The sequence below is a fragment of the Pannonibacter anstelovis genome (assembly GCF_036881715.1).
Lineage (GTDB): Bacteria > Pseudomonadota > Alphaproteobacteria > Rhizobiales > Stappiaceae > Pannonibacter > Pannonibacter anstelovis.
Map to the genome: position 1 here is coordinate 241,578 of NZ_JBAKBF010000002.1, position 16,758 is coordinate 258,335.

The following is a 16,758-nucleotide window of genomic DNA, read 5'->3' on the forward strand; positions in this document are numbered from 1 at the left end:
TCGCGGCATTAACTCCTTCTCAAGGTTAACAGGACAAACTCAAGGTCAAATCTTGATGGGATATCCCCTGTTGCGTTCGCGGCCCTGTAAAGGCGCGGAAGGTTGGAGTTGCGTTGCGTATGTTTGGCCCGGTTTATCTCTGCGGCAAGCCTATCCGACCGCGCCGGCGCTTCAAGCTCCGTCACGCGCTGGCTGTCGCCCCCCTCGCTTTCATCGGCCTCACGGCGTCCACCGGCCAGCAGGATATCAGTGCGCTGATGTCTGCCGGAGGCAAGCCTTCCTGGATGCAGGCGCTGGAAACCGTCGATTTCAGCTCTCAGCTTCCCCCCACGCTGACCTTGGCACAGGCAACACCCTTGCCGTCCTCAGAGCCGGCGCAGGAAGGTGCCACTGTTTCGGCACCGCAGGGCATGCAGAATACCGCGATCAAGGGACTGGAGCCTCTGGTGCGCGAGACGCTGCCCACGGAAGTGCCGGACGAGATCCGGATCAACCGTACCGGCAAGGGCGACCGTTTCATGTCCATGGCACCGGACCGGGAAATGCTGGAGCAGGCCTCTGGCTCGGTCTATTCCATGGCCAGCCTCATCGGAAACGGCGGCCAGGCCGACATGCCGCGCGTTGCCTTCGTCAAGCCTGAGCCGCTGACGGCGGATCAGCGCAATCAGTTCGCCAGCGCCGCGAAGCAGCCGAAGGGCGGCCGCCGCAAGGGCACGGAAGAGGCGGGCGATCCGATGGATCTGCAGCGCATGATGATGGCGCGTAACGCGGCAGCTGCAGGCTTCTCCCTTGTGTCTGCCTATGCGCCTGAGGCGGCCGACACGTCCCGCGATCCATTTACGGCTCTGTTCGGCCCGCAGTATGAAGTGGACCTGCCGCCACCGGAAGATCCGCAGAATCCGCATTGGTGGGCGCAGAAGCCGCTGCCGCTGTCCGTGGCAGAGCCGAAGGAACAGCGTTGCATGGCAGAGGCGCTGTACTTTGAAGCACGCGGCGAATCTGAGGACGGGCAGATCGCCGTTGGTCAGGTGGTTCTGAACCGTGTGAAGAACCCGGCCTATCCCAACTCCATCTGCGAAGTGGTCTACCAGAACCGGACAAAGCGCAACCAGTGCCAGTTCTCCTTCGCCTGCGACGGTATCCCTGACCGGATCACCTCGCCGGATGCCTGGGCTACGGCACAGCGCCTCGCCAAGCAGGTGATTTCAGGCCAGCAGTATCTGAAGATGGTGGATGCCTCGACGCATTATCACGCCACCTACGTGAAGCCGCGCTGGGCCGGTCAAATGAACAAGCGCGGCCAGATCGGCCTGCACATCTTCTACAAGACCAAGGCCGGCGGCTGGAACTGAGGTTGATCAGGAAAGACTGAGAGGCGGCTATGCCGCCCCTCAGCTCATTCGATGCCGATATCGAGCCCCAGATCGAGAACAGGGGCGGAGTGGGTGATCCAGCCGGAGGAGATGAGGTCAACGCCAGCCTCGGCTACGGCTCGCACGGTGGTCTCGTCGATGCCGCCGGAAGCTTCCAGCAGCACCTTACCGCCGGCAATGGAAACGGCCTCGCGCAGCCGGTCCGGGCCCATGTTGTCCAGCATGATCACATCAGGTTTGGCGTCCAGTGCTTCGCGCAGCTGGTCCAGCGTGTCCACTTCCACCTCGATCTTCACCAGATGTCCGGCAAAGGCCTTGGCCGAGTGGATCGCCTTTGCCACACCGCCTGCAACGGCGATGTGATTATCCTTGATCAGGATCGCATCATCGAGGCCGAAGCGGTGGTTGGAGCCGCCGCCACAGCGCACGGCGTATTTTTCAAAGGCGCGCAGGCCGGGGGTCGTCTTGCGGGTGCAGACGATCTTCGCCTTCGTATGCGCAATGGCATCGGCAAAACGGGCAGTCGCCGTGGCGATGCCGGAGATGCGGCCCAGATAATTCAGTGCCACGCGCTCCGCCGCCAGCAGCGCCCGTGCAGGGCCGTCGATGCGGGCGACGATTGCGCCCGGCGTCAGCCTTGCGCCGTCACGGGTCAGCACGTCTACCTTCAGTTTTGGCGACGTGAGGGCGAAGGCGGTTATGGCAAGGTCAATGCCTGCCAGCACGCCGTTCTTGCGCGCAGCGATGACGGCGCTTGCCGGTACATCCGGGCCGATGGTGGCCTGCGAGGTGATATCCCCGGCGCGGCCCCAGTCTTCCAGCAGGGCAGCGCGCACTGCATCTTCCACCATCAGATGCGGCAGTTCGGGCAGAAAGGCGGTCATGCGCTTTCTCCAGCCATGTTGGCAAGGTCGAAACCTGCCAGCGGCTCTTTCACCGCTTCACTGGCGCCTGCTGCGGCCGCGTTGACCTGATCCAGCGTCAGATAGCTGCGCTTGGCCTGTGCCGCATCGGCCTGCGGGAAATCGGACCGGTAATGCGCGCCCCGGCTTTCCTTGCGCAGGAAAGCGGCTGCGGCCACGATCTTGCCCGCAAGCATCATGTTGCGGATGGAGGTGCGCTGCACCCGCGCCTCAGCCGCGGCAATGCGGGCAAGGGCGGTTTGCAGCCCGTCTGCGTCCCGCTCCACGCCGACCAGATCATTCATGGTCTGGCGCAGGATGGAGATGGCCGTGCGCTCATCATGGTTGCGCTGGCTGGGCAGGCCCGGCTCGTCGTCCAGCTCCTCCCAATAGGCGGTGCGCGGGGTCGGCATCAGGCCCTGAATGTCTTCGGCGATGCGTGCGGCAAAGACGACCGCTTCCAGCAGCGAGTTGGAGGCCAGCCGGTTGGCGCCATGGGCACCGGTGGAGGCGACTTCGCCAGCGGCCCACAGGCCGTCCAGCGAGGTGCGGCCGTTCGCATCCGTCAGCACGCCGCCCATGTGATAATGCTCTGCCGGGGCAATCGGGATCGGCTGCGTCACCGGGTCGATGCCGGCAGCCATGCAGGTGGCGTAAACGGTCGGGAAATGTTCGGCAAAGCCTGCGCCGATTGCCTCCCGGCAATCAAGGAACACGCCACGCCCGGCGGCCCGCTCGCGGAAGACAGCACGGGCGACGATGTCACGCGGGGCCAGTTCGGCCAGCGGGTGCACGTTCTGCATGAAACGCTCACCGGCGGCATTCACGAGGATTGCGCCTTCGCCGCGCAGGGCTTCGGTGGCGAGCGGTGCCGGATCCCGGCCAAGGTCCAGTGCTGTCGGATGGAACTGCACGAATTCCGCATCCGCCAGCACGGCCCCGGCGCGGGCAGCCATGCCGAGGCCGTGGCCATTGGCCTCACCCGGATTGGTGGTGACCGAGTAGAGATGGCCGATGCCGCCGGAAGCCAGAACAACGGCCGGTGCCTGGAAAGCGAGACGCTCCAGCCCGCCGCGGCGGCGGGCCATTACGCCCGTGACATAGCGGCCTTCGGTGATCAGGCTCTCGCCCAGATAGCCTTCGATGACGCGGATGGACGGTGTGTTGCGCACGGCTGCGACCAGCGCATCCATGATGGCGCGTCCGGCCATGTCGCCGCGCACGCGCACTACGCGGCTCTGGGAATGCGCGGCCTCGCGGGAGACCTGCAGGCGTCCTTCCAGATCCTTGTCGAACGGCACGCCATAGCTCAGCAGGTCATGCACCCGTCGCGGCGCTTCCGCCGTCATCATGGCAACGATCTTGTCCTGGCAGATGCCGCCGCCCACGGCCAGGGTATCTGCGAGATGGCTTTCGGATGTGTCCCCGTCGGAAACGGCAGCGGCAATGCCGCCCTGCGCCCAGGCCGAGGAAGCCCCTTCACCAATCGGTGCATTGCTGATGATGGTGACGGGACGCGGGCTGAGTTTCAGCGCGCAGAACAGGCCCGCCAGACCGCCTCCGAGGATCACCACATCGTCCACGCCGCGCGCAGACAGGGAGGGGGCCAGGAATTCGCTACGTATTGCCATCGCAGGGGCTTTCCAAACGGCGCCGGAAGGCAGCTCCGCCTCCGGCCGCAAGGCCGAACCCGGACAGATGGGGGGAGGAAAGGTCCGGGCCGGTCAGAAAACAGGACAGGCCGACGCGTCAGGGTGACGCGCCAGCTTGCCGGTCAGCTCTTCAGGTTGATCATACGTTCCACCGCCCGGCGCGCAAGGCCGGCAACTGCGGGATCAACCGTGACTTCTTCCTTCATCTCGATCAGGGCATCGAGGATCTTGGACAGAGTGATGCGCTTCATGTGCGGGCACAGGTTGCAGGGGCGGATATAGTCCACGCCCGGCGTTTCGCTCGCCACATTGTCCGCCATGGAGCACTCGGTGATCATCATCACCTTGGCGGGCTTCTTTTCCTTCACCCAGTCGATCATGTGCTTGGTGGAGCCGGCAAAGTCGGCTTCTTCCACCACTTCCGGCGGGCACTCCGGATGGGCGATGATCTTCACATCCGGATCGATCTTGCGGTAGTCGCGCAGCTCCTGCGCGGTGAAGCGCTCATGCACCTCGCAGGCGCCGTCCCAGATCAGCACTTCCACGTTGGTCTTGCGGGCGACGTTGGCAGCCAGATATTTGTCCGGGATCAGGAACACCCGGTCCACGCCAAGGCTCTCTACCACTTCCACCGCGTTTGACGAGGTGCAGCAGATGTCACACTCGGCCTTCACGGCGGCAGAGGTGTTCACATAGGTGATGATCGGCACACCGGGATTGCGCTCGCGCAGGCCGCGCACATCCTCTGCAGTGATGGACTCGGCCAGCGAGCAGCCGGCGCGGCTGTCGGGGATCAGCACCGTCTTCGACGGATTGAGGATCTTGGAAGTCTCGGCCATGAAATGCACGCCGCACTGGACGATCACGTCCGCGCTGGTGCGCGTTGCCTCGATGGCCAGCTGCAGGCTGTCGCCCACCACATCCGCCACGCCATGATAGATGTCCGGCGTCATGTAGTTATGCGCCAGAATGACGGCGTTGCGCTCCTTCTTGAGCTTGTTGATCGCATGGATCGTCGGCGCAAGAGCGGGCCACTCGATGGCGGGAATGATATGCTTGACCTTCTCGTAGATGGGCGCCGTCTCGCGCGCGACCTCTTCCGTGTAGGCAAGATCCGGACGGTTCACCGCACCATGACGGTCAATCGCCAGTTCCGCTGCAGGCCTGGCCTCGCAGGCGGAACGTGAGGAAATCAGCGTGGTAGCCATAGGGCCGTACTCCCTTTGGAGCTCAGATCCATTATGCTCATTTTGAGCATATGGCCGGTAAAAGAAAACGGGACTTACCGCCCCTTACCTGCCACCGTCTTTTGCTCTTCCTGAGCTTATATAGTCCTGCACGCAGGCCAAATCTACACTTTCTGATGCGGAAACGTCATATTTTTGAAAAGCTGATATTTTACAAATGGTTGTTTGTGTGCTGGCAACGGGCTGGTTGCGTTCGCTGTCGATCCGGATGGAGACGCAGAAAACTCTGTGCATGTGCGAGCTCCCCGTCAGGCCGCTCATAAGAAGCTCTCATCCCTGCATCACAAACATTCACTTGAGCAAACCAGCTGCAAAGGCATAGTAGCGGGCGAGGGGCTCATCACACGGCCCGGAGTGTGTGAAACGGAGAAACCGGGACATGTCCGCATCTGCGCCTGCAAGGGCCAATATTCCGCTGATCATCATCTGCGGCTGTGCCATTGCGCTTCTGTCCTTTGGGCCGCGTTCGACCATGGGCATGTTCTTCCAGCCTATGACGGAAGCACGCGACTGGTCGCGGGAGATCTTCTCGCTGGCCATTGCCATCCAGAACCTCATGTGGGGCATTGGCCAGCCGGTGGCGGGCATGTTTGCTGACCGGTTCGGCACTTGGAAGACGATTGCGCTGGGCGCGGTGTTCTATGGCTCGGGCCTGTGGCTGATGGCTGACGCCACCTCGCCTGTGGCGCTGCATATGACGGGCGGTGTGCTGATCGGCCTTGGCATCGCCTTTTCCAGCTTCTCCATGGTGCTGGCGGCCTTCGCCCGTACGGTGACACCAGAAAAGCGCTCACTCGCCTTTGGTGTCGGCACGGCCTCCGGCTCGCTCGGGCAGTTCCTGTTTGCTCCGCTCGGGGCAGGATTGATTTCGGAGATCGGCTGGCACAACACGCTGCTGGCCTTCTCTGGCCTGATGGCGCTTCTCCCGCTGCTCGCCATCGCCCTGCGTGGAAAGCCGGATGCTGCAGCATATGCCGGCACCAGCGCTGACCAGAACCTCAAGCAAGCCATCGCCGAGGCCTTCAAGACGCGCGGCTACCTGCTGCTGACGCTCGGTTTCTTCGTCTGCGGTTTTCACGTGGCTTTCATCACCGTGCATCTGCCGCCCTATATTTCGGACCTTGGCCTTGATGCGCGCTGGGGCGGCTATGCCATCGCCCTCATCGGCCTGTGCAACATTGTGGGCTCGCTGGCATCGGGCTATATCGGCACGCGCCATTCAAAGCCGCATTTCCTGTCGTTGATCTACTTTGCCCGCGCCGTCGCGATTACCCTGTTTCTTATGGCGCCCGCTTCACCAGCCTCGGTGCTGATTTTCTCGGCGGCCATGGGCTTTCTGTGGCTGTCCACCGTGCCACCGACGTCCGGGCTCGTGGCTGTCATGTTCGGCCCGCGCTACATGGCGACGCTCTTCGGCTTCGTCTTCCTGTCGCACCAGATCGGGTCCTTCCTCGGCGTCTGGCTCGGCGGCAAACTTTATGACGAACTGGGCTCCTATGATGCGGTCTGGTGGCTTGGCATCGCCCTCGGCCTTCTCGCTGCAATCGTCCACTGGCCGATCCGCGAGCAACCCGTCGCCCGCCTCGCTGCGGCGGAGTGAATGGTCCGAACCTCAACCTCTCTATCGTCATCCGGACGCGCTTGCGCGTTCCGGGATCGGAGAGCCGGGCGCAAGTTGGATGGTTCTACAAGTAGATAGACCCCGTCTCACCGCCCGCCAACCCTGAGCCCTGGCGCAGGGCGTTCTTTCAGGATTTCGCGGCGGAAGCGGAAGAGAGCGGCGGGGCGGCCGCCGGTGGCGGTGGAGGTGGCGCCGGTCGGTTCCACCAGTTCGGCGTTTTCCACGAGGCGGCGGAAGTTCTGCTTGTGCAGGTGCCGCCCGAAGATCGCTTCCACCGTCTGCTGCAATTCGGTGAGGGTGAAGGTGTCGGGCATCAGCTCGAAGATCACCGGCCGGTACTTCAGCTTGCCGCGCAGGCGCGAGAGGGCGGTGGCCAGCACCCGGCGGTGATCGAAACGCATGGGGCGGCCGAATTTCGGCAGATCCGGGCAGGCCAGCGCCTCAGGCCGCCCGTCGCGCAGGGCCTCCTGCACAAGACCGGCACCGTAGATCAGCTCGTAGCGGTCGAGTGCCCGCTCCTCGTCCCAGCTGCCTTCATCCTCGCCAAAGGCAAGGCGGATGCGCTCGGCACGGCCAAGGCCGCTGTGCGGCGGCTCCGGCGGCATGCGCCCGGCAGCTGCGTGCAGCGCGGGCAAAAGATCCCGGTCGAGCATTGCAGGGCGCCCGTCGCGCCAGTCTTCCCAGGGAAAGTAGTCATACCAGGACCGCCAGGACGAATGATGCTTGGACAGCACATCCTCGCTGTCCGCGCTCTTGCGGGTGAGGGCGAGATAGCCGACGGACACCACATGCGGGCCGCTGTCGCCCGTGGTCATGTGGCGGCCCCGGTCACCGAAGGTGTAAAGCTGCTCCACATAGCCGATGGTGAGGGCGGTCTGTTCCTCCACCCAGGTGCGCAGCCCGCTCTCAAAGGTGCGGTGATGCAGCGGGTCGAAGGGGCCGAAGGGCAGGCCCTCGGCCTCGTCTTCTCCGCCACCGGCAAAGGTGACGACCTGCGGCACGCCCTCGCGCACGGCCACGATCACGGCATTCAGGCCGATCTCGATGGTTGCCGTGGTCTGGTTCATCCGCGCCTGCTCCTTCAGGCCAGAGGCATTTCGAAGGGCGTGCCCTCAAAGGCATCAGCCCCGCGGCCAATGGCACGGATTGCCTCGATCATGCGCCCGTCGCGGGCGAGCATGCGGTCGGCAATCGCCACCAGCCTTGCATTGGGGGTGGCAGAGGGCGCGCGGGCGCGCAGAACCGAGGCAAGCTCCGCCTCATCCGCATCCGGCGTCAGTGCGCAGGCGGTGATGAAGGCGCCCGCCGTGGACCGGCTGATTCCCGCCCAGCAATGGATGACCAGCGGGGCGGATTTGTCCCAGCCCTGCACGAAGTCCAGAAGCGAGCTCACATGCGCCTCGCCGGGCGGCACAAGGCCTTCCACCGGGTCCACGATGTCGTTGAAGCCAAGGAACAGGTGGTCATCGGGGGCAATGGAGGCGGGACGTTCCACCGGTGTGCCGGCATTGATCAGGCTGACCATGCGGGTGGCGCCCGTCCGCTCCACCGTTTCCTTGAGGCGGGAAAGAGAAGACACGTAAAGCATCAATCGGTCATCCTGAAACTGTGTCTTTGGAGAGTAACCTTTTTACACCCCTGCGTCACCGGCCGCGCGCGGCCTTCTGCGGCGTGTTTGCGGCAAGGGCGGCTATGGCCTCGAAGCGCTCGGTGAAGGCAATCTGGGCAGTGGCGGCGGGCATTGGCTCCAGCCCGAGGCGCGGTGCACTGGCCGGGCCGGTCCCGAAGCCCTTCGGCCGCCCAAAGATCTTGCCTGCTTCCTCATCACCGAATCCTGCCAGCTCAACCGCCTCGAAATAGGCGCAGATGATATCGGCCTTCTTCGCCAGTTTCTTGACAGCCTCCGGCAGCTTGCCCGGCAGGCCGAAACGCCTGTGGATGGCTTCCTGGAGGCGGCCTTCCACCAGCTTGTAGTCGCCGCCCATCACCGCCTTGAAGGGAGAGATCATGTCGCCGATCACATATTCCGGCGCATCGTGCAAAAGCACCGCGAGCCGCCATTGCGGTGTCAGGTCCGGCTTCAGCTGCAGGGCGATGTCTTCCACCATAAGGCTGTGCTGGGCGACGGAAAAGGCGTGGTCCCCATGGGTCTGGCCGTTCCAGCGGGCGACGCGGGCAAGGCCGTGGGCGATGTCGGAGAGCTCCACATCCAGCGGAGAGGGGTCCAGCAGGTCGAGCCTGCGGCCGGAAAGCATGCGCTGCCAGGCGCGGGGCGGAAACTCAGGGCGGTCGGCAGCCATGGATGCTCCGTCAGTCTTGGGCCGGTACGGCGGATGTTGTTTGCAAGCTGGTCAGGCGCTGTCCGTGCCTGCGCCGCCGTCACTGCTTGGCCAGGTGAAATGCGCCCACTCGGGCAGCGTTACATCGAGCGCCGTTCCGGCAGCGGTCAGCTGGACGCCCTTGTCGATGGCTGCTTTCACCTTGTCAAGCCGCAGCAGCGCCAGTCCCCGGCCATGAGAGGATGAGCCAAGCGTGCCCACCTCCTGCTCCCCGGCCAGTACCGGGCTGCCCATGGCGGGCAGGGCCTCCGCCGCCGCCACCATGACGAAGCGCTTGCGGGCGGTGGAGCGGTGCTCCATGCGCGAGACGATTTCCTGCCCCACGTAGCAGCCCTTGCGGAAGGAGACGCCGTTCAGCTGGTCCATGTCCGCGTCATGGGGGAAAATCTCGCCGTAAGCGAAGTCGCTTTCCGCCTCCGGCACGCCAAGGCCGATGCGGTGGGTGTGCCAGTCTGCGCGCTCTGCCGCCTGCAAGGCAAGGCCTTCCAGAACGTTCGCCAGCCCCTTCGGCCCGGCCACACGCAGGCCCAGTTCAGCAAGGCGGGGGTCGGTTACGGCCAGCACATCCGGCGCCAGCGGCGCTGCGGGCAGGGCATCACCGAAGATAACGGCCACCTCATGGGTGCTGCTGCAATCCTCCAGCGTCACCTTGGCGCGAAGCCGGTAGAAGCCGAGCCGCTTTACAAGGGCAGCCACCTGCGAGGCCGGCGTGTCCAGCAGGAAGCCGTCCAAGTCTTTCAGCACCAGAAAATCAAACAGGATCTTGCCTTGCGGCGTCAGCAGAGCGGCAAAGGCAGCTTCGCCTGTGGTCAGGCCCTCCACATCCCGGGTCAGCAGGTTCTGCAGGAAATGCGTGGCTTCCGGCCCGCTCACCCGCACCAGGCCACGGTCAGGCAGAAGGGCAAAACGGGCAGCGGACATGAAGGCCTCCAGTGAAACTGCGTATATCTCTCCCGTTGAGATAGCCCCGCGCCCGCCCGGCGGCAAGGCGCGGCGTTGCCGGGCAGGCTCTTTCCCGAAAAGCCTGTGGACCCGTGCGCCCTGCCAATCGTATAAGCGCGCCAGAAAAAGCCGAGCGCAAGGCCCGCGCCGAAGATGGAAGAGGAGTCATCAATGTCTGCTGCCCATGATCTCATTCTCACCGGCGCGACGGTCGTCAATCAGGACGGCACGGCAATCCGCGATGTGGCGGTGCGCGGCGGGCGAATTTCTGCCATTGGCGATCTGCGAGGCGCCAAGGCGGCTGAGGTCATTGACTGCAAGGGCCTGACCATTCTGCCGGGCGTCATCGACACGCAGGTGCATTTCCGCGAGCCGGGCCTCACCCACAAGGAAGACCTTGAAACCGGCTCCCGCGCCGCCGTCATGGGCGGCGTAACGGCGGTGTTTGAGATGCCGAACACCAACCCCAACACCACCACGGCCGAAACGCTGGCGGCAAAGGTCGCGGCGGGCCATCACCGCATGCACTGCGACTTTGCCTTCTTCGTCGGCGGCACGGCGGAAAACATCGAAGAGATCCCGATGCTGGAAAAGCTGCCGGGGGCAGCCGGCATCAAGGTCTTCATCGGCTCGTCCACCGGCAACCTGCTGGTGGAGGATGACGAGAACCTGGCGAAGATCCTGAAGAAGATCACCCGCCGCGCCTCGTTCCATTGCGAGGACGAGATGCGCCTGCGCGACCGGATGAACCTGCGCGTGCCGGGAGATCCCCGCTCGCACCCGGTCTGGCGCGATGAAACGGCAGCGCTGCTGGCTACCCAACGCCTCGTAACGCTTGCCCGCCGCCTCGGCAAGCGGGTGCATGTGCTGCATATTTCCACCGGCGACGAGATGGAATATCTGGCGGACCACCGCGATGTGGCCAGCACGGAAGTAACGCCGCATCACCTGACCCTGTTTGCCCCGGACTGCTACGAGCGGCTTGGCACCTACACCCAGATGAACCCGCCGGTGCGTGATCTGTCGCACCAGAAGCGCCTGTGGTGGGGTGTCAATCAGGGTGTTGCCGATATTCTCGGCTCCGACCATGCCCCGCACACCCGCGAGGAGAAGGACCACGCTTATCCGGGGTCCCATTCCGGCATGACCGGCGTGCAGACGCTGGTGCCGACCATGCTCGATCACGTCAATGCCGGGCGCCTGACGCTGGAGCGTTTCGTGGACATGACCAGCGCCGGCCCCGCACGCCTGTTCAACATGGCATGCAAGGGCCGCATTGCGGTGGGCTATGACGCCGATTTCACCATCGTCGACATGAAGCGCAAGGAAACCATCCGCAACGAGTGGATCGCCTCCCGCGTTGGCTGGACGCCTTACGACGGCGTGGAAGTCACCGGCTGGCCCGTCGGCACCTTCGTGCGCGGCCACAAGGTGATGTGGCAGGGCGAACTGACCACGCCGTCGCAGGGCGAGACCGTTCAGTTCCAGGATGCCCTCCAGCCGCAGGGGTGAGCGGAACATCTAGCTTGAAACGGGCAGGAGAGGGTGAAGCGTCAGATACGCGCCGCCCTCCCTCAAATCCGGCTAAAGTGTGACGGGCGCTACAGCGGTTTCAGGGTTAAGCTTCTATGACCGGAACCAGTCAAATTCGCATAGTTCGGTAACCCTGTTCCCTAACCCTAAGTACACGGAGCAGGCGTAAGGTGAATGCGGGCTGACGGGTATGGCGTAGATGAGGCTCGCATGGTGATGGAGACGGCTGCAGGATTTGACGGCGGAGCGGTTCGTGAGAGCATCTGGCGCATGGCGCTGATGACGGGCTGTGCTCTTGCCATGATGCATTTCGCAGTTCCGCAGGCGAGAGCTGAAAATCAGGCGGGGCTGAAGCAGATCGCAGGGCTAGTCAAGCCTGGCGAGGCCAGCATGACCGCCGGTACAGCAGAAGCGCTGCAGGGTACGGCCGGGATCGGCGATCCCGAGCATCCGATGCAGATCGTCGTGTCCTTGCGCGAGCAGAACCTCAAAGTCTATCGCGGGCTGGAGCTTGCGAGTTCCACACCGGTTTCGTCCGGCAAGGCGGGCCATAGCACACCGACGGGCGTGTTCTCCATTCTGGAAAAGCGGCGCAAGCACTTCTCCAATCTCTATGACGATGCGCCCATGCCTTTCATGCAGCGGCTCACCTGGTCGGGCATTGCCCTGCATCAGGGGAAGCTGCCTGGCTATCCGGCTTCGCATGGCTGCGTGCGCCTGCCCATGGACTTTGCCCAGAACCTCTTCGGCATGACCGAGCGCGGCATGCATGTGGTGATCACCGATGGTGAAACCGCGCCTGTCGCCATCACCCATGCCGCTCTGCCGCAGCCCTATGTTCCAGGCACGGCAGTTGCAAGCCTTGATGAGAGCATCGTGCCTGTCAGCGAAGGCCTGCGCGGCTCCATCGCCTCGGATACAGCTTCCATCGCACCGCAAACGCAAGCTGCAACTGAGTTCGGTCCGCCGCTGCGCATGATCATCACGCCCCGGCCGCAGGGCCGGGAGATCCACGATCTGCAGGCGGTGCTGAATCGTCTCGGCTTTGACGCAGGCCCCGTGGATGGCGTCATGGGACGCAAGACACGGGAGGCGATCCGCCTCTTCCAGGAAGGCTACGAGCTGCCTGTCACCGGCAACTACAGCCTCAGTCTTTTGAAGCGGGTCTACCGCGAGGCTGGTGAGGATCTGCCGCTGAATGCGGAACTGCGGATCCGCACGAAGTTCAAGGACATCTATCAGGCGGGCGTCACTCTCAAGGACCCGAAGGCGCCGGTCGGAACTGTCATTTTCACGGCCCTGGGCTTCAAGCCCGGAGACAGTGAAACCGGCTGGATGGCTGTCGTTGCAGAGGAGGCTGAAGGCATGACGCCGGCGCGCATCCTCGACCGGATCGACATGCCCGCCAGCGTGCGCAAGGAAGTTGGCGCCATGCTGGTTCCGGGCTCCTCGCTAATCGTCACAGACCGGTCTTTCCTGCGCAACACCGGCCTCGGCACCGACTTCGTGGTGACGACAACGAACTGAAATGACGGGACGGCAAAGTGGCCGTTCTCACCGTCATGTCTCTGTCGCGTGTCTGCAGTATCGCTCCCCCTCAGGTTCTTATCCGGCGGAAGAATCGCCGGTGGGCAGTCCCTGAGGGAGCGAACAATGCCGGTGAGCACGCTTGAAGCATCGAAAGCCAGACTGAAGAAGGCCGTCCACCGGTCCAGCGCCACATCCCGCGAGGGCTTTCTGGAGCGCATGTTCACCTTTGCGTTCAAAGGGCTGGTCTATCCGCAGATCTGGGAAGATCCTGATGTGGATCTGGAGGCACTGCAGCTTCAGCCCCATTCGCGTATGGTCACCATCGCCTCGGGCGGCTGCAACGTCATGTCCTATCTGACGGCTGATCCGGCAGAGATCACGGCGGTGGACCTGAACCGCGCGCATGTGGCGCTGGGCCGCCTGAAGCTGGCCGCCGCGCAGCATCTGCCGAACCACGACAGTTTCTACCGCTTCTTCGGCGAGGCAGACGAGAAGGCCAACATCGCGGCCTACGAGCGTTTCCTGCGTGACAAGCTGGATGACGACACCCGCAGCTATTGGGAAGGGCGTGGCATCAGCGGGCTTGGCCGCCGCCGCATCACTCTGTTCTCGCGTGATCTCTATCATCATGGCCTGCTCGGCTATTTCATCGGCGTGGGCCATTTCGTCGCCCGCCTCTATGGCATCGACCCCAAGCATTTCGTTCGTGCGCGGACGCTGGATGAACAGCGCAGCTACTTCGATACGGCGCTGGCGCCTCTGTTCGACAAGCGGCTGGTGCGCTGGGCAACCTCCAAGAAGATGTCGCTCTATGGCCTCGGCATTCCGCCCGCCCAGTACGAGGCGCTGGTCTCCGCCAGCCCCACGGGTGACATGTCCGACGTGCTGAAGCAGCGGCTTCAGAAGCTCGCCTGTGATTTCTCGCTCTCGGACAACTACTTCGCCTGGCAGGCCTTCAACCGGGGCTATGCGCCGCAGGGTGGTGAGGAAAGCACAGGCGCTTCCGGTCCGCTGCCGCCTTACCTGAAGCGCGAGCACTTCGATGCGATCCGGGAACGGGCTTCCCGCGTTCAGGTGGTCAACCGCAGCTTCACCGAGCATCTGGAAGACGAAGTGCCAGGCAGCCTTGATGCCTATGTCCTGCTTGATGCGCAGGACTGGATGACCGACGAGCAGCTGAACGGCCTGTGGAGCGAGATCACCCGCACCGCCCGTCCTGGCGCCCGCGTCATCTTCCGTACGGCCGCCGAGCCGACATTGCTGCCGGGCCGCGTCCATGATGCCATCCTCGACCGATGGACCTATGAGGCGGAGAAGAGCCTCGAACTTGGCCGCCGTGACCGGTCCTCCATCTATGGCGGGTTCCATCTCTATGTCTTCAATGGATGAAACCCGCAGCCAGAGCGGCTCTTCCGCCGCGCTGATGGACAGCGTGTACCGCAACCAGCGGCACATCTATGACCTGACGCGCAAATATTATCTGCTGGGCCGCGACCGGCTGATCGCCCGTTTGCTTCCACCACCGGGCGGTGCCGTGCTTGAACTGGGCTGCGGCACGGGCCGCAACCTCATCGAGGCAGCGCGTCTCTATCCCGAGGCCCGTTTCTACGGCCTCGACATTTCGCGCGAGATGCTGGCAACGGCGGAAGCGAACATTCGCCGCGCCGGACTGGAAGACCGTATCCGGCTGGCCTGCGCCGATGCCTCTGCCTTTGACGCCGAAGCCCTGTTTGGCCGCGGCAGTTTCGACCGGGTGTTCATGTCCTACACCCTGTCGATGATCCCGCCCTGGCGGGAGGCTATGGCAGCTGGTCTTGAAGTGCTGGCACCGGGCGGGCAGCTGTCGGTGGTGGATTTCGGCCAGCAGGAGCGCCTGCCGGGCCTCTTCCGCCGCCTGCTGCATGCCTGGCTGGCGAAGTTCCACGTCACGCCGCGGGCCGACATGCTCGCTGCTGCTCATGCGCTTGCTGCGCAGCACAAGGCGCGTTGCGAGGCCGGTCCGCTTTATCGCGGTTATTCAGTCTGGGCAGAGGTCACCCGCGTCTGAAGAGCACCGGTGAGATGGATCAGATCCCGATGCGGCAAGCGCATCGGGAAGGGGTTTCACTCACCCGCGACGAAATAATGCAGCGTGCCGTCCGGACCAATGCCAACGCGGTAGAACAGCCAGGCGCCATAGGCGTCCATTTCGGCGAAATCGGCGGCTGTGACGACGCGGTACATCTCCACCTTCTGGGCTGGTGTCAGCTTGTCGAAGGGGTAACGGGCAAAGTAGGGCCAGATGTACATTTCCTGCGGAGTTCCGGCATCAACATGCACCCAGCCCGCTTCCATCACATCCAGAAGGATCGCAAGGATCTCCTGGCCTTGGCCGTCCCCGGAGCTGTTCTTCAGGAACTCGATGGGATCGCCGATTTCCGCCAGAGACAGGGTCGGCATCATTTCGTTGCCTTCCAGCACCATGCGCATCCGCTCGACGTCGCCGCTTCGGGCCGCGTCCAGCAACTGGTCGCGCATTCGGGCCACGGGAGCAGGCAGCCCCTCGGAACCGTAATGCACTTCGGGGACCGGGAGCTGGTTCTGGGGAGACGCTTCGGAAGACTGGCCTTGCTCCGGGGCATCGGCGCCTTCGGCTGGATCAGCCTCATCCATGGTTCCGGATGCGTCATCTGCGGCGCCCTCATCAGGGGCCGCAGGCAGGAGGTCCTCCGGCGGAATAGCCGGGCTTCCGGAGGTACTCTGCTCCGGCGGCGTCACCAGGATCGTCTCGGTTCTAACAGTCGCTGCGTCTGCAGCAGGAAGCAGCAGGAGTGCAAAACAAAGGGTGGCAATACAGTTGCGCAGCATGGTCAGACTCAGCCGGGAGAATTTTCAACGACTATACGCAGCCACGGCGGAAAGGCCATTCAAAAGAGCCAGCGTGCTTGGCATCGGCCCTGCCTTTCGTTAAACCGCAGGCAGATGTGCCATTTTTGCCAGAGTTTTGCCGTATGACGCCTGCCTTCTCCTATGCCTTGCTTGGATTGGGCATCGGCCTCATGACCAGCGCCCCTGTGGGGCCGGTCAACATCATGGCCCTGCGCCGTGCCATCCATTTCGGGTTCAGTGCGGGGGTGCTGGTCGGGCTGGGGGCGGTCGTGGCTGATACGCTGTTCGCGGCAGCTGCGTTGTTCGGGATTTCCGCCGTTGCGGAGTTCGTCGAGCTTCACGAATTCTGGATCAAGATCACCGGCGCGGCACTTCTGCTGGTCTTTGCCATTGCCGTCCTGCGCAGCCATCCGCACGTGAACCGGGACCGGGAGGGATTTGATCACACCCTGCTGCGTGATTCTGCGGCTGCCTTTGCCATGACGATCACCAACCCTGGAGCGGTTCTGGGGTTTCTGGCGATCTTTGGCAGCCTGGGTGACTGGGCACCTGAGCCTGGCGATCATCTCGGCGCTGCAGCCATGCTGGCTGGTGTGTCCGGCGGAGCCTTCCTGTGGTGGTGCCTGGTTGCGGGGGGAGTGACAGCCCTGCGTGACAGGTTCACGGACCGTTGGCTTGAGATGGTCAACCGGATTGCCGGTATTGCGCTCATTGTCTTTGCAAGCGCGATCGCCGCAAGTCTGTTCTAACA

15 protein-coding genes are annotated in these 16,758 nt (G+C 63.7%); 7 read left to right on the forward strand and 8 right to left on the reverse strand.

The features are described from left to right. Window positions 1-119: 119 nt before the first annotated feature. Window positions 120-1,352, forward strand: coding sequence for a cell wall hydrolase (locus V6L75_RS03920; protein ID WP_019963075.1), 1,233 nt, complete (start codon window positions 120-122; stop codon window positions 1,350-1,352). A gap of 44 nt (window positions 1,353-1,396) precedes the next feature. On the opposite strand, the gene nadC is transcribed toward V6L75_RS03920, so the two are convergent. From nadC to nadA, 3 genes are all read right to left on the reverse strand, one after another. Continuing rightward, the gene (gene nadC, locus V6L75_RS03925) at window positions 1,397-2,257 is read right to left on the reverse strand and encodes a carboxylating nicotinate-nucleotide diphosphorylase (RefSeq protein ID WP_334250209.1); all 861 of its coding nucleotides are present in this window, start codon (window positions 2,255-2,257) and stop codon (window positions 1,397-1,399) included. Further along, the gene (locus V6L75_RS03930; RefSeq protein WP_334250210.1) at window positions 2,254-3,906 is read right to left on the reverse strand and encodes an L-aspartate oxidase; all 1,653 of its coding nucleotides are present in this window, start codon (window positions 3,904-3,906) and stop codon (window positions 2,254-2,256) included. Before V6L75_RS03930 ends, nadC begins: the two co-directional genes overlap by 4 nt. A 143-nt stretch (window positions 3,907-4,049) precedes the next feature. After that, window positions 4,050-5,135, reverse strand: a complete 1,086-nt coding sequence (gene nadA / locus V6L75_RS03935; RefSeq protein WP_334250211.1) for a quinolinate synthase NadA — start codon at window positions 5,133-5,135, stop codon at window positions 4,050-4,052. 418 nt (window positions 5,136-5,553) lie between these two features. Here nadA and V6L75_RS03940 point away from each other — a divergent pair, with 418 nt between their 5' ends. Then, window positions 5,554-6,774 carry an MFS transporter gene (locus V6L75_RS03940; protein ID WP_334250212.1) on the forward strand — a complete coding sequence of 407 codons (1,221 nt, stop codon included), beginning with the start codon at window positions 5,554-5,556 and terminating at the stop codon, window positions 6,772-6,774. Between the two features lie 107 nt (window positions 6,775-6,881). On the opposite strand, the gene V6L75_RS03945 is transcribed toward V6L75_RS03940, so the two are convergent. The 4 genes from V6L75_RS03945 to ygfZ are packed head-to-tail and all read right to left on the reverse strand — an operon-like array spanning window position 6,882 to window position 10,055. Then, window positions 6,882-7,862 (reverse strand): NUDIX hydrolase, encoded by a 981-nt coding sequence (locus V6L75_RS03945; RefSeq protein WP_334250213.1) that lies wholly within the window; start codon window positions 7,860-7,862, stop codon window positions 6,882-6,884. 14 nt (window positions 7,863-7,876) lie between these two features. Then, window positions 7,877-8,383: a tyrosine phosphatase family protein gene (locus tag V6L75_RS03950; RefSeq protein WP_334250214.1), complete on the reverse strand. Its 507-nt coding sequence runs from the start codon at window positions 8,381-8,383 to the stop codon at window positions 7,877-7,879. A gap of 55 nt (window positions 8,384-8,438) precedes the next feature. Next, complete coding sequence (locus V6L75_RS03955) at window positions 8,439-9,095, reverse strand: HD family hydrolase (protein WP_334250215.1); 657 nt, start codon at window positions 9,093-9,095, stop codon at window positions 8,439-8,441. Window positions 9,096-9,146: 51 nt separating this feature from the next. Then, on the reverse strand, window positions 9,147-10,055 hold the full coding sequence (ygfZ, locus tag V6L75_RS03960) for a CAF17-like 4Fe-4S cluster assembly/insertion protein YgfZ (RefSeq protein ID WP_334250216.1): 909 nt from the start codon (window positions 10,053-10,055) through the stop codon (window positions 9,147-9,149). Between the two features lie 192 nt (window positions 10,056-10,247). Between ygfZ and V6L75_RS03965 the strand changes: the two genes are divergently transcribed. From V6L75_RS03965 to V6L75_RS03980, 4 genes are all read left to right on the forward strand, one after another. Next, window positions 10,248-11,588 (forward strand): dihydroorotase, encoded by a 1,341-nt coding sequence (locus tag V6L75_RS03965; RefSeq protein ID WP_334250217.1) that lies wholly within the window; start codon window positions 10,248-10,250, stop codon window positions 11,586-11,588. Window positions 11,589-11,783: 195 nt separating this feature from the next. Beyond that, window positions 11,784-13,136, forward strand: a complete 1,353-nt coding sequence (locus V6L75_RS03970; protein ID WP_334250218.1) for a L,D-transpeptidase — start codon at window positions 11,784-11,786, stop codon at window positions 13,134-13,136. Between the two features lie 126 nt (window positions 13,137-13,262). Beyond that, complete coding sequence (locus V6L75_RS03975) at window positions 13,263-14,528, forward strand: BtaA family protein (RefSeq protein WP_334250219.1); 1,266 nt, start codon at window positions 13,263-13,265, stop codon at window positions 14,526-14,528. Then, the gene (locus V6L75_RS03980; protein ID WP_334250476.1) at window positions 14,521-15,186 is read left to right on the forward strand and encodes a class I SAM-dependent methyltransferase; all 666 of its coding nucleotides are present in this window, start codon (window positions 14,521-14,523) and stop codon (window positions 15,184-15,186) included. The genes V6L75_RS03975 and V6L75_RS03980 overlap by 8 nt, the downstream gene beginning before the upstream one ends. Before the next feature lie 56 nt (window positions 15,187-15,242). Here V6L75_RS03980 and V6L75_RS03985 read toward each other — a convergent pair whose 3' ends face one another. Then, window positions 15,243-15,791: a hypothetical protein gene (locus V6L75_RS03985; RefSeq protein ID WP_334250220.1), complete on the reverse strand. Its 549-nt coding sequence runs from the start codon at window positions 15,789-15,791 to the stop codon at window positions 15,243-15,245. A 338-nt stretch (window positions 15,792-16,129) separates the two neighbouring features. Between V6L75_RS03985 and V6L75_RS03990 the strand changes: the two genes are divergently transcribed. After that, a complete protein-coding gene (locus V6L75_RS03990) occupies window positions 16,130-16,756 on the forward strand; it encodes a LysE family translocator (RefSeq protein WP_334250221.1) in 627 nt (208 codons plus the stop codon). Window positions 16,757-16,758: the final 2 nt, after the last annotated feature.

Bases quoted from the DNA above. Each gene is read 5' to 3' on its own strand.
- ygfZ (WP_334250216.1), bottom strand. From the start codon at position 10,055: ATGTCCGCTGCCCGTTTTGCCCTTCTGCCTGACCGTGGCCTGGTGCGG.
- V6L75_RS03970 (WP_334250218.1), top strand. From the start codon at position 11,784: ATGCGGGCTGACGGGTATGGCGTAGATGAGGCTCGCATGGTGATGGAG.
- V6L75_RS03940 (WP_334250212.1), top strand. From the start codon at position 5,554: ATGTCCGCATCTGCGCCTGCAAGGGCCAATATTCCGCTGATCATCATC.
- V6L75_RS03980 (WP_334250476.1), top strand. From the start codon at position 14,521: ATGGATGAAACCCGCAGCCAGAGCGGCTCTTCCGCCGCGCTGATGGAC.
- V6L75_RS03985 (WP_334250220.1), bottom strand. From the start codon at position 15,791: ATGGATGAGGCTGATCCAGCCGAAGGCGCCGATGCCCCGGAGCAAGGC.
- V6L75_RS03930 (WP_334250210.1), bottom strand. From the start codon at position 3,906: ATGGCAATACGTAGCGAATTCCTGGCCCCCTCCCTGTCTGCGCGCGGC.
- V6L75_RS03990 (WP_334250221.1), top strand. From the start codon at position 16,130: ATGACGCCTGCCTTCTCCTATGCCTTGCTTGGATTGGGCATCGGCCTC.
- V6L75_RS03945 (WP_334250213.1), bottom strand. From the start codon at position 7,862: ATGAACCAGACCACGGCAACCATCGAGATCGGCCTGAATGCCGTGATC.
- V6L75_RS03975 (WP_334250219.1), top strand. From the start codon at position 13,263: ATGCCGGTGAGCACGCTTGAAGCATCGAAAGCCAGACTGAAGAAGGCC.
- V6L75_RS03950 (WP_334250214.1), bottom strand. From the start codon at position 8,383: ATGCTTTACGTGTCTTCTCTTTCCCGCCTCAAGGAAACGGTGGAGCGG.
- V6L75_RS03920 (WP_019963075.1), top strand. From the start codon at position 120: ATGTTTGGCCCGGTTTATCTCTGCGGCAAGCCTATCCGACCGCGCCGG.
- V6L75_RS03965 (WP_334250217.1), top strand. From the start codon at position 10,248: ATGTCTGCTGCCCATGATCTCATTCTCACCGGCGCGACGGTCGTCAAT.
- nadA (WP_334250211.1), bottom strand. From the start codon at position 5,135: ATGGCTACCACGCTGATTTCCTCACGTTCCGCCTGCGAGGCCAGGCCT.
- V6L75_RS03955 (WP_334250215.1), bottom strand. From the start codon at position 9,095: ATGGCTGCCGACCGCCCTGAGTTTCCGCCCCGCGCCTGGCAGCGCATG.
- nadC (WP_334250209.1), bottom strand. From the start codon at position 2,257: ATGACCGCCTTTCTGCCCGAACTGCCGCATCTGATGGTGGAAGATGCA.